Annotated in this window: 23 protein-coding genes; 2 read left to right on the plus strand and 21 right to left on the minus strand. The window is 32.7% G+C overall.

The annotated features are described in order from the left end of the window. Positions 1–40: 40 nt before the first annotated feature. A complete protein-coding gene (locus tag P3875_RS09085) occupies positions 41–1,951 on the minus strand; it encodes an OmpA family protein (protein WP_303443649.1) in 1,911 nt (636 codons plus the stop codon). 18 nt (positions 1,952–1,969) lie between these two features. Continuing rightward, positions 1,970–2,896 (minus strand): PorP/SprF family type IX secretion system membrane protein, encoded by a 927-nt coding sequence (locus tag P3875_RS09090; protein ID WP_303443650.1) that lies wholly within the window; start codon positions 2,894–2,896, stop codon positions 1,970–1,972. 242 nt (positions 2,897–3,138) lie between these two features. Here P3875_RS09090 and hflX point away from each other — a divergent pair, with 242 nt between their 5' ends. Beyond that, a complete protein-coding gene (gene hflX, locus P3875_RS09095; RefSeq protein WP_303443651.1) occupies positions 3,139–4,365 on the plus strand; it encodes a GTPase HflX in 1,227 nt (408 codons plus the stop codon). Positions 4,366–4,396: 31 nt separating this feature from the next. Here the strand turns inward: hflX and P3875_RS09100 are convergent, their stop codons facing one another. From P3875_RS09100 to P3875_RS09190, 19 genes are all read right to left on the minus strand, one after another. Beyond that, positions 4,397–4,822, minus strand: a complete 426-nt coding sequence (locus P3875_RS09100; protein WP_303443652.1) for a hypothetical protein — start codon at positions 4,820–4,822, stop codon at positions 4,397–4,399. Positions 4,823–4,837: 15 nt separating this feature from the next. Then, positions 4,838–6,733 carry a gliding motility-associated C-terminal domain-containing protein gene (locus P3875_RS09105; protein WP_303443653.1) on the minus strand — a complete coding sequence of 632 codons (1,896 nt, stop codon included), beginning with the start codon at positions 6,731–6,733 and terminating at the stop codon, positions 4,838–4,840. 139 nt (positions 6,734–6,872) lie between these two features. Further along, positions 6,873–7,298 (minus strand): hypothetical protein, encoded by a 426-nt coding sequence (locus P3875_RS09110; protein ID WP_303443654.1) that lies wholly within the window; start codon positions 7,296–7,298, stop codon positions 6,873–6,875. 15 nt (positions 7,299–7,313) lie between these two features. Continuing rightward, positions 7,314–9,203, minus strand: a complete 1,890-nt coding sequence (locus P3875_RS09115) for a gliding motility-associated C-terminal domain-containing protein (protein ID WP_303443655.1) — start codon at positions 9,201–9,203, stop codon at positions 7,314–7,316. A 56-nt stretch (positions 9,204–9,259) separates the two neighbouring features. Beyond that, positions 9,260–10,105 (minus strand): DUF3078 domain-containing protein, encoded by an 846-nt coding sequence (locus tag P3875_RS09120; RefSeq protein ID WP_303443656.1) that lies wholly within the window; start codon positions 10,103–10,105, stop codon positions 9,260–9,262. Between the two features lie 12 nt (positions 10,106–10,117). Then, the gene (locus P3875_RS09125) at positions 10,118–10,627 is read right to left on the minus strand and encodes a DUF2480 family protein (RefSeq protein ID WP_303443657.1); all 510 of its coding nucleotides are present in this window, start codon (positions 10,625–10,627) and stop codon (positions 10,118–10,120) included. A gap of 2 nt (positions 10,628–10,629) precedes the next feature. After that, complete coding sequence (locus tag P3875_RS09130) at positions 10,630–10,953, minus strand: iron-sulfur cluster assembly protein (RefSeq protein WP_303443658.1); 324 nt, start codon at positions 10,951–10,953, stop codon at positions 10,630–10,632. A 4-nt stretch (positions 10,954–10,957) separates the two neighbouring features. Then, positions 10,958–11,377 carry a SufE family protein gene (locus tag P3875_RS09135; RefSeq protein WP_303443659.1) on the minus strand — a complete coding sequence of 140 codons (420 nt, stop codon included), beginning with the start codon at positions 11,375–11,377 and terminating at the stop codon, positions 10,958–10,960. 5 nt (positions 11,378–11,382) lie between these two features. Next, positions 11,383–12,600, minus strand: coding sequence for an aminotransferase class V-fold PLP-dependent enzyme (locus tag P3875_RS09140; RefSeq protein WP_303443660.1), 1,218 nt, complete (start codon positions 12,598–12,600; stop codon positions 11,383–11,385). 121 nt (positions 12,601–12,721) lie between these two features. Then, entirely contained in the window at positions 12,722–13,471 is a 750-nt protein-coding gene (locus tag P3875_RS09145; protein WP_303443661.1) for a sensor histidine kinase, read from the minus strand. A gap of 17 nt (positions 13,472–13,488) precedes the next feature. Next, the gene (locus tag P3875_RS09150; RefSeq protein ID WP_303443662.1) at positions 13,489–14,127 is read right to left on the minus strand and encodes a response regulator transcription factor; all 639 of its coding nucleotides are present in this window, start codon (positions 14,125–14,127) and stop codon (positions 13,489–13,491) included. A 402-nt stretch (positions 14,128–14,529) separates the two neighbouring features. Next, positions 14,530–15,843, minus strand: a complete 1,314-nt coding sequence (sufD, locus tag P3875_RS09155) for a Fe-S cluster assembly protein SufD (protein WP_303443663.1) — start codon at positions 15,841–15,843, stop codon at positions 14,530–14,532. Between the two features lie 83 nt (positions 15,844–15,926). Then, positions 15,927–16,664 carry a Fe-S cluster assembly ATPase SufC gene (gene sufC, locus P3875_RS09160; protein WP_303443664.1) on the minus strand — a complete coding sequence of 246 codons (738 nt, stop codon included), beginning with the start codon at positions 16,662–16,664 and terminating at the stop codon, positions 15,927–15,929. A 194-nt stretch (positions 16,665–16,858) separates the two neighbouring features. Beyond that, positions 16,859–17,068 (minus strand): four helix bundle protein, encoded by a 210-nt coding sequence (locus P3875_RS12165; protein ID WP_442930316.1) that lies wholly within the window; start codon positions 17,066–17,068, stop codon positions 16,859–16,861. Positions 17,069–17,102: 34 nt separating this feature from the next. Then, a complete protein-coding gene (sufB, locus tag P3875_RS09170; RefSeq protein WP_303443665.1) occupies positions 17,103–18,551 on the minus strand; it encodes a Fe-S cluster assembly protein SufB in 1,449 nt (482 codons plus the stop codon). A gap of 83 nt (positions 18,552–18,634) precedes the next feature. After that, complete coding sequence (locus P3875_RS09175) at positions 18,635–18,964, minus strand: HesB/IscA family protein (protein WP_303443666.1); 330 nt, start codon at positions 18,962–18,964, stop codon at positions 18,635–18,637. Between the two features lie 165 nt (positions 18,965–19,129). Beyond that, complete coding sequence (locus P3875_RS09180) at positions 19,130–21,019, minus strand: M1 family metallopeptidase (RefSeq protein ID WP_303443667.1); 1,890 nt, start codon at positions 21,017–21,019, stop codon at positions 19,130–19,132. A gap of 74 nt (positions 21,020–21,093) precedes the next feature. Then, entirely contained in the window at positions 21,094–22,728 is a 1,635-nt protein-coding gene (locus P3875_RS09185; protein ID WP_303443668.1) for a S8 family serine peptidase, read from the minus strand. A gap of 66 nt (positions 22,729–22,794) precedes the next feature. Beyond that, positions 22,795–23,652 (minus strand): MBL fold metallo-hydrolase, encoded by an 858-nt coding sequence (locus tag P3875_RS09190; protein ID WP_303443669.1) that lies wholly within the window; start codon positions 23,650–23,652, stop codon positions 22,795–22,797. A 108-nt stretch (positions 23,653–23,760) separates the two neighbouring features. On the opposite strand from P3875_RS09190, the gene rnpA reads away from it, so the two are divergent. Continuing rightward, complete coding sequence (gene rnpA, locus P3875_RS09195) at positions 23,761–24,144, plus strand: ribonuclease P protein component (RefSeq protein ID WP_303443670.1); 384 nt, start codon at positions 23,761–23,763, stop codon at positions 24,142–24,144. Positions 24,145–24,190: the final 46 nt, after the last annotated feature.

Raw genomic sequence — 24,190 nt, forward strand, 5'->3', positions numbered from 1 at the left:
GACCTCGAAAATCGAGGTCTTTTAACATATAAAAGTATGTTTATTTTTTAGTAATAATAAACTCTGAACGGCGGTTAATTGCATGTTGATCTTCAGTACAATTTTCACCACAATCAACTTTTGGTTGGCTTTCACCGTAACCACGAGCTTCTAAACGATCAGGGCTTATTCCTTTAGAAATAACATATTGTCTTGTTGAACGAGCACGCTCATCAGATAGTTTTAAGTTGTAAACATCACTTCCTCTATTATCGGTATGTGATTCAATCTTAATCATCATTCCTGGGTTACGTTGTAAAATTTGAACTAATTTATTTAACTCAAACGCACCTTGTTGCGTAATATTAGCTTTGTTAAATTCAAAATAAATATCGCCTAATAAAATCTTCTCTGGAATTACAATCATTTCAATTGGTCGTAAAGCTACGTCAATTGGGTATTTACCATTACCCCATTTTTGTAACTCAACATCTCTACCTTCGTAACCTTCTGCAGCTACTTGTAAAGCAAAAACTTTGTTACAGTCGGTATCGTAGCGTACAATTCCGTAAGCATCGGTAAAGCGTGTTTCAATAACATTTTTATCGTAATCTAAGATTGCTACTTCTGCATTTTTAATAATAGCACCTGTTTTTACATCTGTTACTGTAATTACCATTTCGGTAACACAAACCGGACGAACTTTGTAAATATCATCACGCCCTACACGGTTTGTTGACACAAAACCAATACCTTTATCAGGGTAGAATGATAAGTGAAAATCGTCTTTTGCTGTGTTAATAGGGTCACCAATATTGCGAACTGCAGCGTTAGGATCACTTAAATCGTACATATACAAATCTAAACCACCAAAACCTTTATGAGCATTTGAAGCAAATATTAACTTTCCGTCTTCAGATATAAAAGGAAACGATTCGCGACCTTCGGTATTTACTATAGCACCTAAGTTTTCAGGTGTTCCGTAAGTTCCGTCTTCATTTAAATCAACTCTCCAAATATCCATATCACCTACAGAACCTGGCATATCAGATGCAAAATACAATGTTTTACCATCTGGTGTAACAGCTGGGTTACTTACCATGTAATCTTTTGAGTTGAAAGGTACTGGTTCAATATCTTTCCAGCTTTTTCCGTTGTATTTAGCACGGTAAACATGTACCTTATCTTTTTTCAAACGGTTTTTCTTATCTCTTTTAAAATCACCGCTACGGAAACCTTCTGTTGCAAAAAACATAGTTTGCCCATCTGCAGTAACTGTTGTTGGCCCGTCGTGATGTTTTGTATTTAGTTCATTAACTGGCTTAATGTCTATGAATTTATCTTCATCAGAAACATAAGTTGCTGCATAAACATTCAAAAAAGGTTGATTATTCCAGCCATATTTCTTTTTAGATTCGTCACGTGCCGATGCAAAATAAAGGGTATTATCGGTTGTTAAAATACCACCAAAATCAGAAAAAAGAGAATTGTTAATACGGCTGTCTTCAAAAGTAAACAAAGCTTCTTGGCTTCTAAGAGCAGGTATGTAATCTGGATCTTTAAGAAATTCAATTGTACGAGAATCTTCTGGTTTTAAATCGGCGAATTTCTTCATGATTTTGTTCGAAGTATCGTAACGACCACTTGCCTTTAGCATTTGTGCATATTTAAAATAAACCTCAGGATCTTGGTTTGGGTTTAATTCAATTGCCTTTGCATACCATTTAGCCGACTCTACAGTGTTAAATAAATGGTAATAGCTTTCTGCAAGCTGCAATATAACGTAACTATCGGTTTTTTCACCGCGTACTAACTTTTTGTAATGCTCTACAGCTTCAACAAATTCGTATCGTTTAAACAAATTATCAGCATGCTTTAAGCGCTCTTGCGGAGTGCTTATAAACCCTGTGTTTTGTGCTTGTGCGGTATATAATGAACCTATTAATAGGAGTGATAAGTAAATTTTTCTCATGATTTATTTTAGCATAATTTAGAAGAAACGTGGTGAACTGTATACTTTTTTCTTGTAGAAAACATCAAATAATAAAAACACCTCGTGTGAACCTTTTGATGTGAAATCTAATCTAGACGTTGTTTGATCATACGCATATCCAACTCTAATTTTTGGTGTTACTCTATAATTTACCATTGCACCAATTGCATCTTGTAAACGGTAAGTTACACCAAATTCTAATTTTTCATCGTACATTGCGTTAACAGATAAATCTACTGAAACTGGTGATTCAGTTGCCATTTTTAACATGGTTGAAGGTTTAATTTTCCATTCTCTGTTTAAATCGAAAACATATCCACCTGTCAAAAACATATGGGCTACATCGGTACCAAATTTACGATTATTCTTCTCTACATAGGTATTTTTCATAAAATTCGGCATACTAAAACCTGCGTAGTATTTGTTTGTAAAATAAAACAAACCTGCACCAAAGTTAAATTGTGTAGAGCTGCTATCTTCAGCAAAAACAATATCGCTTTTGTTAGGTAAAGTACCGTTAATATCGCTAAAAAATCCAATTTCTTGCATTGTTACCCCACCCTTAACACCAAGTGCTAAACTGTGACCTTGCCCTAATCTAACAGTATAAGATACATCTGCAAATACATTATTTTCACTTACTGGACCAATTTGATCGTTGATATACGATAAACCTACCCCAACATTTTTTGCTACAGGCGTATGTAAAAATGCTGTTGCTGTTTTAGGTGCATCGGTTATACCAACCCATTGTGTTCTGTACAAAACACCAGTAGACAAGTAATCATTAATACCTGCATATGCTGGGTTAAATACACTTTGGTTGTACATATACTGCGTATAATGCGGGTCTTGTTGGGCAAACCCCTTTAAACTTCCTAGTAGAATACAAACTACTGCAACTATACTCTTATTTATTTTCATAAGGACAAATTTATATTTCAATATTACAAAGTTAATTTTTAATTTTTTCTACCATAATTATTGCTAATTATTTCTTTACAAACTGCCGTTGTTAAGAATTTACTAAAATAACAATATTAATTTAATATAATCAAGATTTTTTTCAATATTTAAAAAAAAGTATAATTACATAAAATAATTAACTATTTCTTAAATGCTATTTTAATAAATTTGCAAGAAATACCCCGTTAAAAAAATAAAAAATGTTAGAAAAAGAAGAAATAAATTACGAAAAAGCAATTTTGGTTGGTATAATTACCCAAAATCAATCAGAAGCTAAGTTATACGAATATCTAGATGAACTAGAGTTTTTAACACAAACGGCAGGGGGCGAAGTTGTGAAAAGATTCACGCAAAAAATGGATAAACCCAATCCTAAAACCTTTGTAGGAACAGGAAAGCTTGAAGAAATTGAAATTTTTGTTAAGGAACATAAAATTGATACGGTAATTTTTGACGATGAATTAACACCCGCACAACAAAAAAATTTATCGCGTTTGTTAGACTCGAAAGTGTTAGATAGAACCAACTTAATTCTGGATATTTTTGCACAAAGAGCACAAACATCTTATGCAAGAACACAGGTTGAATTAGCCCAATTTCAATATTTATTACCACGATTAACTGGTATGTGGACTCACTTAGAACGACAACGAGGTGGTATTGGTATGCGTGGTCCGGGTGAAACCGAAATTGAAACCGACCGCCGTATTGTTCGCGATAGAATTGCTTTGTTAAAAGATAAAATTAGAACTATTGACCGACAAATGGCCGTTCAACGCAGCAATCGTGGCGCCATGGTACGCGTTGCTTTAGTTGGTTATACCAATGTTGGAAAATCTACTTTAATGAATGCCTTAGGGAAAAGTGAGGTTTTTGTTGAAAATAAGTTATTTGCTACTTTAGACACTACCGTACGTAAAGTTGTTATTAAAAATTTACCTTTTTTACTTTCTGATACCGTTGGTTTTATAAGAAAACTACCTACTCAATTGGTTGAATCGTTTAAATCGACATTAGATGAAGTTCGTGAAGCCGATTTATTATTACATGTTGTTGATATTTCACATCCAGAATTTGAAGACCATATTGAATCGGTTGATCAAATTTTAAAGGATATTAAAAGTGATGATAAACCAACTATTATGATTTTTAATAAAATTGATGCGTACAAACCAGCTTATTTTGATGAAGAAGATTTAATGATTGAACGTACTTCTAAACATTATTCTATTGACGAGTGGAAGAACACTTGGATGAGTAAAGTAGGTAAAGATTTATCGGTTTTTATATCGGCAACTGAAAAACAAAATTTTGACGAATTACGTCAAAAAGTATACGAAGCTGTTAGGCAAATACATATTACACGATTCCCATACAACAACTTTTTGTACCCTGAATACACAGAAAATGATGCAACAGAAGAATAAAAAAGAGGAACTTAAAAGTTCCTCTTTTTTTTTATCTATTTTCTTTAACTCTTCTTTGTAAGGTTTCCCAAACTATTTTTGAATCGTACTTATTTAATAATTCACTACGTATTGCTTGTATAGAATTATTTGTTTGTTGCATGGTTTCGTTTAAGCTTACCATAGTTTTGTAAGCGGCCAATGCTTCTGTTTCGTTTGCAAATTTTGTTTTTGATGCATTTTTACTTAACCATCGTTCTTTATCATTTGCGCCTTTAAACTTATTGCTTACTTTGTAATCATCAAACTTTTCATAAAAATTTGACGTTGCTGCTTCATACTGTTGCGCTATATTGCTGCTACCTAATTGCAGGTAGGCTTGTTCGTATTTTAAATACAACGCATCTTGCTCGATACTACTTTGTGCAAAACCATTGATTGTAACTAGTAAAAAAACAACGTATATTATATTTTTCATAATCTAGATTTTTAATTATTTTACTTCGTACATTAACTGTATCCAATCTTGATATACTCCTTGTGGCGTTATTACATGCATAAAGTAAGTTCCCGATGGTAATACTTTATCGTTATTATCTTGCCCATGCCATTGGCGTTTGTAGCCTATACCATGTTTGTAAACCATATTTCCATAACGATTGTATATTTTTAATTCTACTACATTATTGTATGTTAAATCTAAATAGTCGTTGTTACCATCGCCGTTTGGTGATATCCCTTTAGGGTAGCTACAGCTTTGAACCATTAACAAGTAACTTTTCACATCTTCACATCCGTATTCGTTTGTTTTTTTAACATAAACTAAATAATAACCCGCTTCGTTTATTACTTGCCCTTCTGCTATATTTGGAATTGTTTTTACTACAAACGAAGCATTTTCGTCTAAACGTTCCATTTTTAAATAAAACTCGTCATTAGTTAAAACTGGCAATTTATATTCATCACATATAAATACGCTTTCTTTTGGCGTTACTTCAACAGGTACTTTTAAAATATTTGCTTCTAAAATTTCGTAACATTCCGTTAAGTCTGCATATTCTATACGTATATACAGTTTGTTTTCGCCCATATTAATCGGGTAATCACGTAATGTTTTTATATCATTTACCTTATTTAAAGCATCGTCTTCTGTTTTGTAATAATAAAAACGTAGTTTATTAATTTCTGCTTGAGATGCAGATTGTGCTGCTTTTATATCGGCTGTTAACGATGTTAAATCATATGTGTTTTGATCTTTATCACAAACAATTCGCTGTAAATCTAACGTATTAATCTCTATCGCAGGGCGCACCTTTATTTTATAGGTTTCCATGTAGGGCTCATCACATGTTTCTACAATTAAAGTTGCTGATATATCTTTTAATTCATCTATTACTACGCTTAATTCACCCTCGCAATTATCTAATTCAGAAACGGTTCCTTTTGTATCGGTAACATTCCATTGTGTACGGTACATGCAAACACCTGCTGGTGCAATACGCCATGATTCTTGAATAGCAGACCAAGGACTTACATTTCTATTAGGTGGTGTATATGAACGTGTTCCGTTTGCATTTGTAATACCAATTACAGCAGAAGCTTCCCAAGCGTCGGTTGCAGGACAATCATCATGACGTATGATATTTACATCGATAACATTTGTTAATTCGTGTAAAACAATTTGGTGATTTTGCAAAGGCGATGGAGGTGGACAATTTTGTGGACTAACCCCCGCCGTAGGCATATCAAAGAAACTGATTACAAATTTTCTACAAGGTGCTGTACCATAGACTTGGTAATTGATACTACCAACAAGATAAACAGTTTTATCCCAATGAGTATGTTGATAAGAACCAAATATTGAATTGTAAAAATTTGGATTTACTAAACCTCCTGGCAATGGACCAGTAAAAACTTCGGGGTTTAAATACGAGTGTCGTGGTGTAGGTGAGCATTGATCATTTGGCATAAAAGTAACCGCACCATTACTCCACACGTGAATATATTCAAAAGTTTGGTCGAAAAAACAAAATTTAAACGGCAATTTTATAGGACATGACGTTCTATTATCGTCCCATCTTGGAACTGCATCATTTATTTCAACTCCACCATTAATAGCTGGATCTAACGGATAAGGGTTATGTGCAATTGGCTCTACTTCGTAAACATCCGTTTTTCGAAGGTATTGCGTTTGAAAGTTTGGAGAAACACCTATCCTTTTGTCTTTACAAACAATATACATATCAGGATCACCTGCATCACGAACAAAACGTGTATCAACATCTATATCAGTAATATTTATGTCGAAACAATCATAGTCGGTTCCGATTTTCTGTGCATTAACACTTATGTTAGTTAACAACAAAAAGAAAAGTATTTTTCTAATCATAATTCATTAAATTAATAGAATAATCTGCTAAATTTAGACAAATACTTTAAATAATAAAAGTTAAATCTAAAATATCTTTACAAAATTTAACTTTTATTGAATTTAAAAAAAAGCCACTTCAATTATGAAGTGGCTTTTTTTATCTATTTTCTTTAATTCTTCTTTGTAAGGTTTCCCAAACTATTTTTGAATCGTACTTATTTAATAATTCACTACGTATTGCTTGTATAGAATTATTTGTTTGTTGCATGGTTTCGTTTAAGCTTACCATAGTTTTGTAAGCGGCCAATGCTTCTGTTTCGTTTGCAAATTTTGTTTTTGATGCATTTTTACTTAACCATCGTTCTTTATCATTTGCGCCTTTAAACTTATTGCTTACTTTGTAATCATCAAACTTTTCATAAAAATTTGACGTTGCTGCTTCATACTGTTGCGCTATATTGCTGCTACCTAATTGCAGGTAGGCTTGTTCGTATTTTAAATACAACGCATCTTGCTCGATACTACTTTGTGCAAAACCATTGATTGTAACTAGTAAAAAAACAACGTATATTATATTTTTCATAATCTAGATTTTTAATTATTTTACTTCGTACATTAACTGTATCCAATCTTGATATACTCCTTGTGGCGTTATTACATGCATAAAGTAAGTTCCCGATGGTAATACTTTATCGTTATTATCTTGCCCATGCCATTGGCGTTTGTAGCCTATACCATGTTTGTAAACCATATTTCCATATCGATTGTATATTTTTAATTCTACTACATTATTGTATGTTAAATCTAAATAGTCGTTGTTACCATCGCCGTTTGGTGATATCCCTTTAGGGTAGCTACAGCTTTGAACCATTAACAAGTAACTTTTCACATCTTCACATCCGTATTCGTTTGTTTTTTTAACATAAACTAAATAATAACCCGCTTCGTTTATTACTTGCCCTTCTGCTATATTTGGAATTGTTTTTACTACAAACGAAGCATTTTCGTCTAAACGTTCCATTTTTAAATAAAACTCGTCATTAGTTAAAACTGGCAATTTATATTCATCACATATAAATACGCTTTCTTTTGGCGTTACTTCAACAGGTACTTTTAAAATATTTGCTTCTAAAATTTCGTAACATTCCGTTAAGTCTGCATATTCTATACGTATATACAGTTTGTTTTCGCCCATATTAATCGGGTAATCACGTAATGTTTTTATATCATTTACCTTATTTAAAGCATCGTCTTCTGTTTTGTAATAATAAAAACGTAGTTTATTAATTTCTGCTTGAGATGCAGATTGTGCTGCTTTTATATCGGCTGTTAACGATGTTAAATCATATGTGTTTTGATCTTTATCACAAACAATTCGCTGTAAATCTAACGTATTAATCTCTATCGCAGGGCGCACCTTTATTTTATAGGTTTCCATGTAGGGCTCATCACATGTTTCTACAATTAAAGTTGCTGATATATCTTTTAATTCATCTATTACTACGCTTAATTCACCCTCGCAATTATCTAATTCAGAAACGGTTCCTTTTGTATCGGTAACATTCCATTGTGTACGGTACATACAAACACCTGCTGGTGCAAAACGCCATGATTCTTCAATAGCATCCCAGTTTCCTAAGTTTCTATTAGGTGGCGCATAACCTTGTGTACCGTTTGCGTTAATGATACCAATTATTCCAAGAGATTCACCAGGATTATTAGCAGGACAGTTATCGTGACGTACAATATTAACATCTATAACATTTGTTAATTCGTGTAATACAATTTGATGACCTTGTAATGGAGTTGGGGGGGGACAGAATTGTGCATTAACACCTGATGCAGGCATTTGATAGAAACTTATAACAAATGTTCTACATGGTGCCGTTCCATACACTTGATAGTTTATACTACCATGGTTATATCTAGAGCGATCCCAATGTGTGTGTTGAAAGGAACCAAATATTGAATTAAGAAAGTTGTTATTTGTTACATTCCCTGGAATTGGACCAGTAAAAACAGCTCCTAATGCAGAAACATAATCTGAATTTGAACATTGAGTGTTTTGAGTAAAACTCACTGCACCATTACCCCAAATAAAAATACGCTCAAAAGTTTGATCAAAAAAACAAAACTTAAAAGGTAAATCTATAGGACAAGGTGTTCTTTCATCGTGAAAAGAAACATTATTATTTGCTTCGGTTCCACCGTTTATAGCTGGATCTAAAGGATATGGATTGTAAGCAATAGGTTCTACTTCGTAGATATTTGTTTTACGAAGATATTGTGTTTGAAAATTAGGTGTAACCCCAATTCTTTTGTCTTTACATACAATGTACATATCGGGATCGCCCGCATCACGAACAAAACGCGTATCAACATCAATATCGGTTATATTAATGTCAAAACAATCATAGTCTGGACCTATTTTCTGTGCATTAACACTTAAATTTGTTAATAGCAAAAAGAAAAGTATTTTTCTAAACATAATAATGAATTAATAATAATTCGTTAAATTTAGAAAAATACTTTTATATAAAAAAATTAAAAGATATAATTTAACCCAACACCTAAAGTATGACGTGTTTGAAAACCTTTATATGCGTTATCATCATACAGCGTTTGGAAGGTTAAATTTGTTGAAATGTATTTATTTACTTTTAAAACTGCGTTTAATTGGTAATCTACATCAACATTCTGCGGATCTTCTAAATAATTACTGTAAAGATTTAAAATATTTTCAACAGAAAAATTCTCCATTACATTAATTTTGTAGTATGCATTAACCGATGCTCCCAATTCAAAACGAGAAGTTTTTCCTTTTTCTACACCAAAAGATTCAGTAAATTCTGTAAAGTGTTTATGTACAAAAATAAACCTTGCGGTTACAGGTGCAAAATTTACTTTAAAGTTATCGTTCTTTTTCCACAACATACCTAAACCTGTTTGTAAATACGCAGGCGACATGAAATGTGAAATACGTTCTAGTTCATTATCAGGATTTAAACCGGTATCAAATTGGGTTTTAAAATTTAAAAACGCAGAGTAATACCATAATCCTTTTGATTTTTTACCTAATACTGAATTCAAGTCTAAACGGTCATCGGTTTTACGTTGCTCTTGTCCGCTAATTTTATTGATACCGTACGAAGCAATAAGTTTGTTATCCCAAAGCCAATCGCCTTTTTTGTAGTTTAAATCGTAGTTTAACGCCCCATTAATAGCTACATTGTTTGTTCCACCTGCTTGCCATTGCGAAAAGCTAGACTGACTACCTAAAATTGCAATTGTACCTTTTCTTAACCAAGTGCTATCGGTTTTTACTTGATTATCTTGTGCATAATAAGCTTGTGAAGCCAAAAGTAGGCTTGCAAAAATCATTTTTTTCATATAACGTAATTTCTATTTTTTTCTTTTGTAAATTGGTACTGCGCTACATGCTTCGCCAAACATTACAGAGCGTGCATATAGCATCATTTTTTTTGTAGCCATAACATATGCCTCTTCTGGTATGGCTTTTTTTGAACAACCTTTTATAATTACAGGTTGATCTTGATATATTGAAAAATCAATAGTATTTATTAATTGTTGATAATAAGCAATATACAAATCGTTAACTGAACCTTGGTTTACCATTTGCGCATAAGGTTGTACATAAACTGTTACTAACATAAATGCCCACGAAGGTAAAATTGCATCGGTTGTGCAAGTTAATGCTATTAATTTATTGTTGTATATACTAAAATCAAAATTTTGTAAAGCTGCTCTAAATTCTTTTTCTTTTAAGATAAATCCTTGGAACAGCCATTGCGAAATATCTAAAACAACCGCTTCTTGTTCAGGATAATAATCTTCTAAATCAAAAACAACTAAACTACTTTGTGCTACTTTGTTAACAATTTCGTTGGTCATTTTTATAGCATTCCTAGTTCTAACTTAGCTTCTTCACTCATCATATCTTTATCCCAAGGTGGGTCAAAAGTAAGTTCAATTTCTACATCTTTAACTTTATCTAAAGAGCTTACTTTTTCTTTAATTTCCATTGGCAATGTTTCGGCTACTGGGCAGTTTGGCGATGTAAGTGTCATTAAAATTTTAACTTCGTAACTTTCGTTTACAAAAACATCGTAAATTAATCCCAATTCATAAATATCAACAGGGATTTCGGGATCGAAAATAGTTTTTAAAACTTTAACAATATTTTCTCCCAATTCATTCATATCTATTTGTTCTTCCATTATATTAGTTGGGTTGAAGGGCGATTGCATATAATTTAATTTGTTTAATCATGGATACTAAACCGTTTGCACGTGTTGGCGATAAATGTTCTTTTAAACCAATTTCATCAATAAAAGCGGTATTTGCATTTAATATATCGTTTGGTTTTTGATTTGAAAACGTACGAATAAGCACTGCAATGATTCCTTTTGTTAGAATGGCATCACTATCGGCAGTAAAAACTATATTATCGTTATTAAATTCGGCATGTAGCCATACTTTTGATTGGCATCCGCGAATTAAATTTTCTTCTATTTTGTACTTTTCATCAATTAAAGGCAATGATTTTCCTAGTTCAATAATGTATTCATAGCGTTGCATCCAATCATCGAACATTGCAAACTCGTCAATAATTTCTTCTTGTATTTGTTGTATTGTATTCATTGTAATTAGTTTAGCATCATTTGAGCTTTTTTCAAAGCATCAATTAACACATCTATTTCTTCTTTTGTATTGTAAAACGCAAACGATGCGCGTATGGTACCTGGAATATTAAAAAATTGCATAATAGGTTGTGCACAATGGTGTCCTGTACGTACTGCAACCCCTAATTTATCAATTATTGCGCCTACATCGTAAGGGTGTAAACCTTTTATATTGAAAGATATTACCGATGTTTTTTCTGCAGCAGTACCATAAAATGTAATTCCTTCAATTTCGTTTAATCGTTGGGTACCGTAGGTTAACAGTTCGTGTTCATACGCTGCAATATTATCAAAACCAATTTGGTTTAAATAATCAATTGCAACACCTAAAACAATTCCACCTGCAATATTAGGTGTACCAGCTTCAAATTTATGGGGTAAACAAGCGTAAGTGGTTTTTTCAAAAGTTACTTCTTTTATCATTTCACCACCGCCTTGGTAAGGAGGTAATTTATTTAACCATTCTTCTTTTCCATACAAAACACCTGTACCAGTAGGACCGCCGATTTTATGGCCCGAAAAAACATAAAAATCGCAATTTAAAGCTTGTACATCGGGTTTAATATGTGGTGTTGCTTGAGCACCATCAATTAAAACGGCTGCACCTACTTTGTGCGCTTGTTCTATTATTGATTTTATAGGATTTATAATTCCCAATGCATTTGAAATATGATTTACTGCTACAACTTTTGTGTTGCTAGTTAGTAAATTTTTATAAGCATCCATATCTAACGCACCATTTGGTAACATTGGTATTACTTTTAAAGTTGCTCCTGAACGCTCACAAGCAAATTGCCAAGGTACTATATTTGAATGATGTTCTAAATGCGATACTATAACTTCGTCACCTGGTTGTAACAACGAACCAAAACCACTAGCTACTAAGTTGATACCAAAGGTAGTACCCGCTGTAAAAAGCACTTCGTAGTTGTGCTTAGCATTAAGATGTTTTTGAATTTTTAAGCGCGATTCCTCATAAGCATCAGTTGCAACCTGACTTAAATAATGAACACCACGGTGAATGTTAGCGTTAATTTCGTTGTAATATTTAGCTTCGGCATCAATAACCACTTTTGGCTTTTGCGATGTTGCTGCATTATCAAAATACACCAAAGGCTTTCCGTTAATATTTTGGTGAAGTATAGGAAAATCGGCACGTATTTTTTTTATATCGAACTTCATAGAAATCTTAAAAATTTATACAAAGATACTAATATAAAATAACAACATTGTGTTATTACAAACAGAATTTAGAATGAATGTAAATAAACAACATTTCAAAACTAAGCAATCAAAAGTTCATTTAACTTAAAGGAATTTGAATATTAATCTCAAAACCATTCGTTAAATTTAATGTTTGAAGAGTACCGTTAAAGTTTTGCACTCTTTTTTTTATAGATTTTAACCCATAACCACTTTGTAAATTAACACCTTGCATACCTTTGCCGTTATCGGTTATTATAAAAAAAGCATGTGTATTGTTGTTAAAAACTGTAATTTGAACCGAACTGGCCGATGCGTGTTTTACGATATTTGTGAAGGCTTCGCGTGCAACACTTACTAGTTGCGTTTGAATTTGACTGTTTAGTAACTGAAGGGTTTCGTTTTCAATTTCAACAGAAACTTTATATGTACTTAAGGGAAAAAACTGTTCTACTAAAGTGCAAATTTCTGATTTAAAACTTGGAGTAGTTTCAGTTGTACTTTCAAACAATTCGTGGCTTTGTGTACGTACCTTTAAGTACATATTGGTAACTAATTGATTTGCTTTTACAAGCTGTTCATTAATTGAAACATCTTTATTTGAAAGTACAACTAAACTTATAATATTTTTTAAAGCTGCCAAAGTTCCAGCTAGGTCGTCGTGTAAATTCTGAGCTAATTTTTGACGTTCATTTAAAACAACTTCGTTTATTTTTTGTTGTTTATTAAAATGCAATTGTTTTATGGTAATTAAATTCTTATTTAATTGCTTTTTATAATGTGAAATCTTAATTAAAAGAAATACGCAAAGTAAAAACAACAAAAAAATTACACCATATAAATATAACATTTCACCAAAACTTTACTTTAATCTAGTATTAAACCTGTTTTACGAACGTACGATAGCAACTCGGTAATAGAATTTGTTCTTGTTTTTTTCATCATTTTTCTACGATGCGATACAACTGTATGTCTGCTTAACGCAAATTCTTCAGCTGTTTGATTTACTGAATAACCTTTAGCAAAATATTCTAAAATCTCAATTTCACGTGAGCTAAGCAAAACTTCTTCTACTTTGTTGGCTTCTTTTAAAATATCGGCTATTATTGGGCAATAAAAGTTTTCGCCGTTACTCAATTTTGCTAAACATTCAATTACCACATCAAAACCAGCAATTTTTGAAACAAATGCATCAGGACGAGCCGATAAAATTGTACGTATAGCAACTACTTGTGTTACACTACTTAAAATTACAATTTTAACTTTTTTGTTAATGCGGCGTATATCGGCAATAATTTCTATGCCTAATTGGTTTTCCAGATAATAATCTAAAAATAAATAAATTTCTTTTCGAGGATTTTTTAAAAAATAATCTATACGTTCTTCATGATTGTTTAACACATGAACCTCATCAAAATTTCCGAATCTTTCTAACAAAAGGGTAAATGAATCTGTAAACAATGCATGATCATCTACCACAATTGCAACTTTTTGCATATTTTCCATATCTTAAATACTTAAAAAATTGAACAACAACTTTCACTAGCAGTAAATCAATGGTATTTATAAAAAGTATTAAACAAAAATCCCAATAATTTGTTTTTACAATTTTACTTACCTTGTTTGAACAATTGATTTACTTTAAATATTTTGTTTTTAGTGGTTTACTTAATGTAAAAAACAAATATATAACGCTTAACTATAATTACATGTAGTACCATAAATGTGTTAAGTGTAGAATTTGTTCTACTCAAAAAAGTGTTTTTGTTGTTACTTTTTAATTATTTTATGTTGCTCTTTTTTATTAACGAAAGAAATAAAAAAAACAAGTTCAATAAATTATTAAACTTGTTTCTTTTTAAATTTTAAACTAAAAAAATGACTTCTGTTAAAGAAGCCATTTTTGTATTAAATATCAAAACCTATATTTACGCCTAATTTCATAGAAATAAGCTTTTGCAGTTTTAATTGTAAATCAGGAATTGCTACCGATGATAAAACCTCATCAGTAAACGCATACATTAACAACGCTTTTGCTTCCTTCTTAGGAATACCACGTTGTTGCATATAAAACATTGCAGTTTCATCTAACTGCCCAATAGTACAACCGTGTGAACATTTTACATCATCGGCAAAAATTTCTAATTGCGGTTTGGTGTTTAAAGTTGCTTTATCGGTTAACAAAATATTGTTGTTTTGCTGAAAAGCATCGGTTTTTTGAGCAATTTTATCAACATAAATCTTACCATTAAAAACTCCGGTTGATCTATCGTTATAAATACCTTTGTAATTTTGGTGGCTTTCGCAGTTAGGTTGTTCATGATTTACAAGTGTATAATGATCAACATGTTGCTTATCGCCAATAATTGTTATTCCTTTTAAGGTAGAATCGATTCGTTCACCTTTTTGGTAGAAATTTAAGTTGTTACGCGTAATGTTACCACCAAATGAAAACGTATGAACTGATGCGCGACTTTCTTGTTTTTGATCGATATAGGTATTATCAACTAAATCGGCAGTTAACAAATCGTTTTGTATTTTGTAATAATCTACAATGGCGCGTTTGGCAGCAAAAATTTCGGTTACGCTGTTTGTAAACATAGGCGTATCGGTAAGTGATTGGTGGCGCTCTATAATTTGTACATGTGCGTTTTCGCCTACAATAATTAAGTTGCGTGGCTGTACAAAATTTGGAGTTGTACCCGTTGTAAAATACAAAATTTCAATTGGTTTTTGCACCACTTTAGATTTTGGTATGTTTACATAAGCACCTTCATAAGCGTACGCCGTATTCAAACTTGTTAAACTATCGTTGCTATTAGCTATTTTATTAAAATACGCATCAATTGTCATTTTATACTTTGGCTTTGTTAAAACCGATGACATTAAACAAACATCTAGTCCATCGTGTGTAGTTGAAGACAAATGCGATGAAAAAACGCCGTTAATAAACACCACTTTATAGGTATCAACATCGTTTAAAAAATATTTTTTAACGTCTTTCCATTCAACCGCCGATTCATTTTTAGGCAAAATATTAAAATCGTTTGCTAAAACAGCATTTAACGATGTATATTTCCAAGCTTCTTCCTTTTTGGTAGGAAAACCTTTATTTTCAAAAATCTTTAAAGCATCTGTACGCAAATTGTGTAGGGTAGAATTAATATCTACTTTTTGTTCAAATGCTAAAAATGATGATAATACTTTTTCTTTTAAATCCATTTTTTGTTTTTGTTTAAAGTTTAAAGTTTGGTATTTAAGTGTGTTGTAACCTTAAAATTTCACTTTAAACCATTTAAACTAAATTATTTAAGCCAATCGTATCCTTTTTCTTCTAATTCTAAGGCAAGTTCTTTACCACCTGTTTTTACAATTTTACCATCGTGTAACACGTGAACAAAATCGGGTACTATATAATCAAGTAAACGTTGGTAATGGGTAATTACAACTACAGCGTTTTTATCGTTTTTAAGTTTGTTAACTCCATTTGCCACAATACGTAAAGCATCAATATCTAAACCAGAATCGGTTTCATCTAAAATTGCAACTTTAGGGTTTAACATGGCCATTTGAAAAATTTCGTTACGTTTTTTTTCACCGCCTGAAAAACCTTCGTTTAATGAACGTGATAAAAATTTACGATCAATTTCTAACAACTCTGATTTTTCTTTAATTAACTTCAACATTTCGTTCGCAGGCATATCTTCTAATCCGTTTGCCTTGCGCGATTCGTTAATAGCTGTTTTCATAAAGTTTGTTACCGATACACCCGGAATTTCAACTGGGTACTGAAACGATAAAAAGATTCCTTTATGAGCACGCTCTTCTGGCGCTAAATCACCTAAATCTTCGCCATCTAAAATAATTTCACCTTGTGTAACTTCAAAATTTTCATTCCCAGCAATTACCGATGATAAGGTAGATTTACCTGCACCATTTGGCCCCATGATTGCGTGTACTTCGCCAGCTTTTACTTCAAGGTTTATTCCTTTTAATATTTCTTTATCCTCTACAGAGGCATGTAAGTTTTTTATTTGTAACATATATTTTTATTTGAAGATTTGAAAATTTTTAAATTTGAAAATATTCGTATCTCTGACTATTTAGTTTTTGATGATATTATTATTTTATTAATGATTTTTGAAATGATTTCAATTTGATTTTTTAGGTTGGTACAATCCGGATAATTTTTGCTCATGGAACATAAATCTAACCAATAAATTGTTTCTTCAATTTCTTATGCAGCAATTTTAAATTTATGAATAAAATCGTTTTTACTTTCTGCATTTTGAGCTTCCCTTACATTCGCACCAATTGAAGTTCCTGATTTTAACAACTGATTCGCTATTACAAATCTTTTATTAGTCTCTAAAATTTCGCAAAATTCAATTATTTCTAACGCAAATTCAAAAGTTAATTTAACAATTATGTTTTCCGAATTCTTCATCCTCAAATTTTCAAATTATACCATTCGCAAATTCTTATCCCACCGATCCTTCTAACGAAATTTCTAATAGTTTTTTAGCTTCAACTGCAAATTCCATTGGTAATTTATCTAAAACCTCGCGTGAGAAACCGTTTACGATTAAGGCAATAGCTGTTTCGGTTGGAATTCCTCTTTGATTGCAATAGAAAATTTGATCTTCACCAATTTTACTTGTGGTTGCTTCGTGTTCTAATTTTGCGGTTGCATTTTTACTTTCGATGTACGGAAATGTATGTGCGCCACACTCGTTACCCATTAATAAACTATCGCATTGTGAAAAGTTACGCGCGTTTTCGGCACGTGATCCTATTTGCACCAATCCACGGTAAGAATTTTGCGATTTTCCTGCCGAAATACCTTTTGATATAATGGTTGATTTAGTGTTTTTACCTAAATGAATCATTTTGGTACCTGTATCGGCTTGTTGGTAATTGTTGGTAACTGCAATTGAATAAAATTCACCTACCGAATTATCGCCTTTTAAAATACACGATGGATATTTCCAAGTTACTGCCGAACCGGTTTCTACCTGTGTCCATGAAATTTTAGCATTTTTTTCGGCTAAAGCACGTTTTGTAACAAAGTTAAAAACACCACCCTTACCATTTTTATCGCCTGGAAACCAGTTTTGAACGGTAGAATATTTAATTTCGGCATCGTTCATAGCAATTAATTCTACAACGGCTGCGTGTAATTGGTTTTCATCACGGCTAGGTGCAGTACAACCTTCTAAATAAGATACGTACGAACCTTCATCTGCAATTAATAATGTACGTTCAAACTGACCTGTACCTGCTTGATTAATACGGAAATAGGTTGATAATTCCATTGGGCAACGAACGCCTTTTGGAATGTAACAGAACGATCCATCTGAAAAAACAGCCGAGTTTAAAGCTGCGTAAAAATTATCGGTTGTAGGAACAACAGTACCTAAATGTTTTTTTACTAATTCAGGATGTTCTTTGATAGCTTCGGAAATAGAACAAAAAATGATTCCCTTTTCGTTTAAAGTTTCTTTAAAAGTAGTAGCTACTGATACCGAATCAACAACAATATCCATTGCAATGTTGTTCATTCGTTTTTGTTCTTCTAAAGAAATACCTAACTTTTTGTACATAGCCAAAAGCTCTGGATCTACATCTTCTAAGGTTTTGTTAGGATCAACATCTTTTGGAGCCGAGTAATATGAAATTGCCTGAAAATCGGGTTTTTCATAGGTTACGTTAGCCCAGTTAGGCTCGGTCATTTCTTTCCAAACACGAAAAGCATTTAGGCGCCATTCGGTCATCCATTCAGGTTCTTCCTTCTTTTTAGAAATGGCACGAACAATGTCTTCATTTAGTCCCACAGGAAAGGTTTCAGATTCTAAATTAGTATAAAATCCGTATTCATATTCCTTCGTTTCTAATTCTTTTTTTAATTCTTCTTCGGTATATTTACTCATAATACGTTTATTGAATGTAGTTTAAGGTTTAGGTTAAAATTGGATGAATTACATGAAAACCTAAAACTTAAAAACTGTACTTTTTAAAGCGAAAAACTTTCGCCGCAACCACAGGTTCTAGCAGCGTTAGGATTGTTAAAAACAAAACCTTTACCGTTTAATCCGCCTGAAAATTCAAGGGTTGTACCTACTAAATACAAAAAGCTTTTTTTATCAACGGCAATTTTTACACCGGCGTCTTCAAAAACTTTATCGCTTTCGGTAGTTGCTTTGTCAAATTTTAATTCATATTCTAAACCCGAGCAGCCGCCGCTTTTCACGCCTACTCTAATAAAGTCAGTTTCAGGGTTAAAACCGTCATCTTCCATCAACATTTTAGCTCTTTTAGCTGCCGATTCTGATACTTTTATCATGATCTACTGGTTTTTAAATTTTAATTATGCAAAGATAGTTACAAAATATGATTTTTATCACATTAATAACAATATTATAACTTATTGCAATAATGTTTGGTTTTATATTGAAGTTAAAAGTTTTAGCTAAAAAAAACGCAACGAAATAAATCGTTGCGTATAAAATTAAAAATCTTTTGAATTGTTTGCTTTGTTTACATCGGCCATTAATTGTGTTGGATCTATAACCAATGTTTTCATTTTTTTGCCTTTGGTATCAAATTTAAAATTGTAGGTTTCATAAGCCCAATCCCAACCGTTTAAAACAGTTCGACTAATGTTTGGATATGGATTTGCCTTTGTGTAACGCATTAACGTATTTGGTATGTAAAATGTTTCAGACGATTCATCCTCATAAATCACTAACACATCTAAAGGCATAGGCATTTGCCCAATGCGTTCTAAAGTAACATTTACTTGGTTTTGGTTTACTTCTACATTTTTTACACCGTAATCTATGGTGTTGGTAGTTTGTGTCCAATCTACTAAATACCAATCTAAAACAGCGCCCGAAACGCGTTCGGCAGTGCGTTTAAAATCGTTTGGTGTTGGATGCGAAAAGCTAAAATCGTGGTAAAAACGTTTTAAGGTTTCTAAAGTTTTGTCCCAACCAATTACGTAAGCTAATTGCGTAATAAAAACCGACCCTTTGTTGTAAGCCGAAATTCCGTAATTCATATTGTCTGAATAGCGATCTGCATGAGTTGATAAAGGTTGTTGACCGTTTTTCTTAACCATGTAGTAATATCCATTGTAAGCACTTTGAAACGGATTTTCGTCTTCTTGGTTTTTCTTATCCATGATTTGGTTTACAGCAAAATCAGATATAAACGATGTAAAACCTTCGTCCATCCACTCATGTTTACTTTCGTTAGTTGCTAATAAATGCTGAAACCACATGTGTGCCATTTCATGCGCTGTAACGCCAATTAAACTTGGTAAGCTGCGTTTGCCGGTTATTAACGTACACATGGCATATTCCATACCACCATCGCCACCTTGTATTACCGAATATTGTTTGTAAGGATAATTACCAATGTTTTTATTAAAAAAATCTAACAACTTAACTGTTTCGGGTTGTAATTTTTTCCAATTTTCAATAATAGAAGGATCGTTTTTGTAAAAGAAATGCAATTCTACATTATTAGCACCTAATACTTTATCGTGAATAAAATTAGGATCGGCACCCCAAGCAAAATCGTGAACATTTGGCGCCACAAAATGCCAAGTTAATGTTTTTTGTTTTTTAGGAATTGATACATTTACACCTGCATCTTGATAGCCATGACCAATTTCGTTTTTATTTTGCAAGTAACCAGTTGCGCCAACCGTGTAGTTTTTATCAAGGGTTAGTTTTACATCAAAATTTCCCCAAACACCGTGAAATTCACGACCAATATACGGATCGGCATGCCAACCTTCAAAATCAAACTCGGCCATTTTAGGGTACCACTGCGTCATAGAAAGGGCAACACCTTCTTCTGAGTTTCTACCGGCTCTGCGTACCATTACCGGTACTTGCCCATTAAACTTCATGGTAAATGTAGTTTTTGCTTTTGGTAACAAAGGTTTAGCCAATTCAACTTCTAAAATAGTACCAACCACTTTGTTTTTTAAGGCAACACCGTCTTGTTTTAAATCAACAACATTTAAAAAACCTATTTCGGTTGGTTTTAATTCGGCAATTTTACTTTGTTTTTTCTCGATACCATCGGCACCTTTAAACGATTTAACCATGCGTTTATCAGGATCGGAAATTGAAGTTAAACGCGCATCCATTTCACTACCCGGCTTAAAAGCGTTAAAATACAAATGGCAAAAAACCTTTTTTAAAGTATCGTTAGAATTATTGGTATAAACCAATTCTTGTGTTCCTGAATATTGAAATTTTTCAACATCCATAGTTACATCCATTTTATAATCAACATGTTGTTGCCAGTAACCCGGATTTGGGTTTTTATGCTGTGCGTAACTACTAACCGAAACGGTAAAAAGTAAAAATATTAGTTTTTTCATATATTAGGTTTATGTTGTTGCATAAAAAAAGCTGTTCCCGAAAAGAGAACAGCTAAAATACTAAATTATATTAATTATTTTTTTGCTTTAGAAACTTTATCTGCCATAATTAAAGCGTTGTAAAGATTTACAAATTTACCCGATGTTGAAATATCTTTAAAATCGCGTTTGTCATCTTTATTGCCCGAAACAATAACTTGTTTGTTAACAGCAACACCTGAATCTTTCATGATTTGTTTTACTTGTGAAGCTGTTAAGTTTGGATAGTACGAACGTATCATAGCTGCTACACCTGCTGCGTTTGGCGATGCCATTGATGTACCTTGTAAATATTCATAACCTGCGTGTGGTACTGTTGCATAAATTTTAACACCTGGTGCAAAAACGTCAACATCTACATTACCAAAGTTAGAGAAATTAGCTACCATTTTTTCACCAAAAGTTGGGTTTAAAGCACCTACCACTAAAAAGTTATCTGCAACTTCGGTAGTTGTTCCCGGAACACGGTCGTTAGGGTAACGTTTTACCTCTTCACCTTCAGGGTTTAAGTCTAACGCATCGTTACCAGCTGCAACAACAATTAACACATCTTTTTTAGCTGCGTATTTAATTGCATCCATAACCCATTGACTGTTTTGTGCAAAATATTTACCAAAACTTCCGTTAATAACTTTAGCACCATTATCTGCTGCGTAACGTATTGCCAAAGCAACATCTTTATCGTACTCATCGCCATCTGGCACAGCACGAACCGACATGATTTCTACGTTGTTTGATGCAACACCATCGCCCCCAACATTGTTAAAACGAGTTTGAGCAATGATACCTGCAACGTGTGTACCGTGTTTCGCATGATCGCGGTTACCCATTACATCGTTATTACCGTATTTTGTATCATTAATATCAAAAATATCGTCGCCAGTTTTACGTCCTTTAAAATCAGGGTTTAAGTTATAATCTAACTGTCCACCTAAGTAATCGCTGTAATCTTTAATAACATCGGCAGCTGTATTACCGCGCGATATTAACATATAACCAATATTTTTAGCTTTAGCAATATCAGCAGGTGCATCTTTACTAATTTTATCTAAATCTTCTTTGGTGTAATTATCTGTTTTAAGGTATTTTGTAAGTTTTGCGTGCGCATCGCTCATTATAGCCAATTGCTTTTTAACAGGATCTAACTCAGCACGTTTCTCTTCTAATTCTTTTACTGCACGTTTGTATTCATCGGTTCCATCATCGCCACGAGAAACAATACGTGTTAATTCTAATTGTTCTTCATTTGTTTCGCCCAATAAATTCCATCCATGAATATCATCGATATAACCGTTTTTATCATCGTCTTTACCATTTGCAGCAACTTCTTTAGGGTTAACCCACATTTGTGTTTTTAAATCGGGGTGATCTACTTCAATTCCTGAATCAATTACGGCAACTAAAACTTTTTTCCCTGGTTTGTTTTTAATGATTTCGTTATAAGCACGATCTACCGACATACCCGGAACGGTATCTTTTAAAATATCTAAATGACTCCAACGTTGCAATTCACTTTCTGGTAAAGTTGCTTTTTTAGTTGTAAGATGATCTGCCGATTGTATTGGTTTTAAAGCGCTTAAATCTTGTAAATAAGATGTTTGGGCAGTTTTACAGCTTGTTAAGGCTAATGCAACCAAAGCTGATACGTAAATAGATTTATTGATTTTCATATTTGATAAAACTTAATTTATTTTAATAGTTGGTACTTAAATGGGTGCATGTGTTACAATGCATTATCATAAAATATCGTTAATTTCAAAAATGTTGTTTAAACGCACGCCTTTTTCGGTTTGTTGCACGGTAATAATTGGGTTATGTGCATCGTGTTCTAAAAACAAATAATAATTGTTAGCTGCTGCATCATTTAAAAATTGTTCTTTTTCGCCCATAGTAAGCAATGGTCGGGTATCGTAGCCCATTACATACGGTAAGGGAATATGACCTGCAGTTGGTAATAAATCGGCACAAAAAACAATGGTTTTGTCTTGGTATTTTATGTGCGGAATCATTTGTTTTTCGGTATGGCCATCAACAAACAAAACACCAAAATTAAGTTCGGGTATTATTGTATTTGGATTGTTGTTTGGTTGTATAAATTTAAGTTGACCGCTTTCTTGTAAAGGCAAAATATTTTCGGATAAAAACGATGCTTTTTCACGCGGGTTTGGTTGTGTTGCCCATTGCCAATGGCTTTGATTGCTGTAATACGTTGCGTTTTTAAATGTAGGTTGGTAACCTGTACGCGCATCATTCCAAGAAACAGCACCGCCGCAATGGTCAAAATGCAAATGGGTTAAAAACACATCGGTAATATCATCTTTATGAAAGCCTTTTTCGTGCAATGATTTTTCTAATGAAAAATCGCCCCACATGTTGTAAAATCCAAAAAATTTATCCGATTGTTTATTACCCATTCCGGTATCTATTAACATTAAACGGTTTCCGTCTTCAATTAAAAGGCAACGTGCGGCTAAATCAATCTGGTTGTTGGCATCGGCAGGGTTGGTTTTGTTCCACAATACTTTAGGAACCACGCCAAACATAGCGCCACCATCTAATTTAAAATTACCCGCTTCAATGGCATGAAGTTTCATTGTTGTTTTGTTTTTTATGAATTAGTAAAAATACAATAATTTTTTTGTTTATCATTTTTTTGTTTCAAACCCAATACAAAATAGTATTTTTGCAGTATAGTAATTTTTATGAACCACAACTACCCTAAAACCGAAAAGCTTAAAAAGAAAAAGTATATTGATTTGCTTTTTTCGGAAGGGCGTACCGTTACCAAATATCCTTTGCGTTTGGTTTATGTACCTGTAAACGATTTAGAAATGCCTTTGCAAATGGGCGTTTCGGTTTCTAAAAAATATTTTAAAAAGGCGGTAGATCGCAATTATTTTAAACGTGTTTTACGCGAGTGCTACCGTACAAATAAAGAACTTTTACTACACGATTTAAAAGAACCCTACGTATTGATGTTTTTTTACCAAACAAAAGAACGATTGACTTTTAATGAAATTGAAACTAAAACCAAACAACTTTTTGAAAAGTTTGCTGATAACATAAAAAAACGCCCTGACTATTAAAATTCAGGGCGTTTCTGTTAATTTTTGCTAAAGTTACAAACTTTGG

Source organism: Myroides sp. JBRI-B21084, assembly GCF_030545015.1.
Lineage (GTDB): Bacteria > Bacteroidota > Bacteroidia > Flavobacteriales > Flavobacteriaceae > Flavobacterium.

Bases quoted from the DNA above. Each gene is read 5' to 3' on its own strand.
- P3875_RS09090 (WP_303443650.1), bottom strand. From the start codon at position 2,896: ATGAAAATAAATAAGAGTATAGTTGCAGTAGTTTGTATTCTACTAGGA.
- hflX (WP_303443651.1), top strand. From the start codon at position 3,139: ATGTTAGAAAAAGAAGAAATAAATTACGAAAAAGCAATTTTGGTTGGT.
- P3875_RS09085 (WP_303443649.1), bottom strand. From the start codon at position 1,951: ATGAGAAAAATTTACTTATCACTCCTATTAATAGGTTCATTATATACC.
- P3875_RS09105 (WP_303443653.1), bottom strand. From the start codon at position 6,733: ATGATTAGAAAAATACTTTTCTTTTTGTTGTTAACTAACATAAGTGTT.
- P3875_RS09145 (WP_303443661.1), bottom strand. From the start codon at position 13,471: ATGTTATATTTATATGGTGTAATTTTTTTGTTGTTTTTACTTTGCGTA.
- P3875_RS09100 (WP_303443652.1), bottom strand. From the start codon at position 4,822: ATGAAAAATATAATATACGTTGTTTTTTTACTAGTTACAATCAATGGT.
- P3875_RS09135 (WP_303443659.1), bottom strand. From the start codon at position 11,377: ATGAATACAATACAACAAATACAAGAAGAAATTATTGACGAGTTTGCA.
- P3875_RS09130 (WP_303443658.1), bottom strand. From the start codon at position 10,953: ATGGAAGAACAAATAGATATGAATGAATTGGGAGAAAATATTGTTAAA.
- rnpA (WP_303443670.1), top strand. From the start codon at position 23,761: ATGAACCACAACTACCCTAAAACCGAAAAGCTTAAAAAGAAAAAGTAT.
- P3875_RS09140 (WP_303443660.1), bottom strand. From the start codon at position 12,600: ATGAAGTTCGATATAAAAAAAATACGTGCCGATTTTCCTATACTTCAC.
- P3875_RS09175 (WP_303443666.1), bottom strand. From the start codon at position 18,964: ATGATAAAAGTATCAGAATCGGCAGCTAAAAGAGCTAAAATGTTGATG.
- P3875_RS09110 (WP_303443654.1), bottom strand. From the start codon at position 7,298: ATGAAAAATATAATATACGTTGTTTTTTTACTAGTTACAATCAATGGT.
- P3875_RS09185 (WP_303443668.1), bottom strand. From the start codon at position 22,728: ATGAAAATCAATAAATCTATTTACGTATCAGCTTTGGTTGCATTAGCC.
- sufC (WP_303443664.1), bottom strand. From the start codon at position 16,664: ATGTTACAAATAAAAAACTTACATGCCTCTGTAGAGGATAAAGAAATA.
- sufD (WP_303443663.1), bottom strand. From the start codon at position 15,843: ATGGATTTAAAAGAAAAAGTATTATCATCATTTTTAGCATTTGAACAA.
- P3875_RS12165 (WP_442930316.1), bottom strand. From the start codon at position 17,068: ATGAAGAATTCGGAAAACATAATTGTTAAATTAACTTTTGAATTTGCG.
- sufB (WP_303443665.1), bottom strand. From the start codon at position 18,551: ATGAGTAAATATACCGAAGAAGAATTAAAAAAAGAATTAGAAACGAAG.
- P3875_RS09180 (WP_303443667.1), bottom strand. From the start codon at position 21,019: ATGAAAAAACTAATATTTTTACTTTTTACCGTTTCGGTTAGTAGTTAC.
- P3875_RS09115 (WP_303443655.1), bottom strand. From the start codon at position 9,203: ATGTTTAGAAAAATACTTTTCTTTTTGCTATTAACAAATTTAAGTGTT.
- P3875_RS09190 (WP_303443669.1), bottom strand. From the start codon at position 23,652: ATGAAACTTCATGCCATTGAAGCGGGTAATTTTAAATTAGATGGTGGC.
- P3875_RS09120 (WP_303443656.1), bottom strand. From the start codon at position 10,105: ATGAAAAAAATGATTTTTGCAAGCCTACTTTTGGCTTCACAAGCTTAT.
- P3875_RS09150 (WP_303443662.1), bottom strand. From the start codon at position 14,127: ATGGAAAATATGCAAAAAGTTGCAATTGTGGTAGATGATCATGCATTG.
- P3875_RS09125 (WP_303443657.1), bottom strand. From the start codon at position 10,627: ATGACCAACGAAATTGTTAACAAAGTAGCACAAAGTAGTTTAGTTGTT.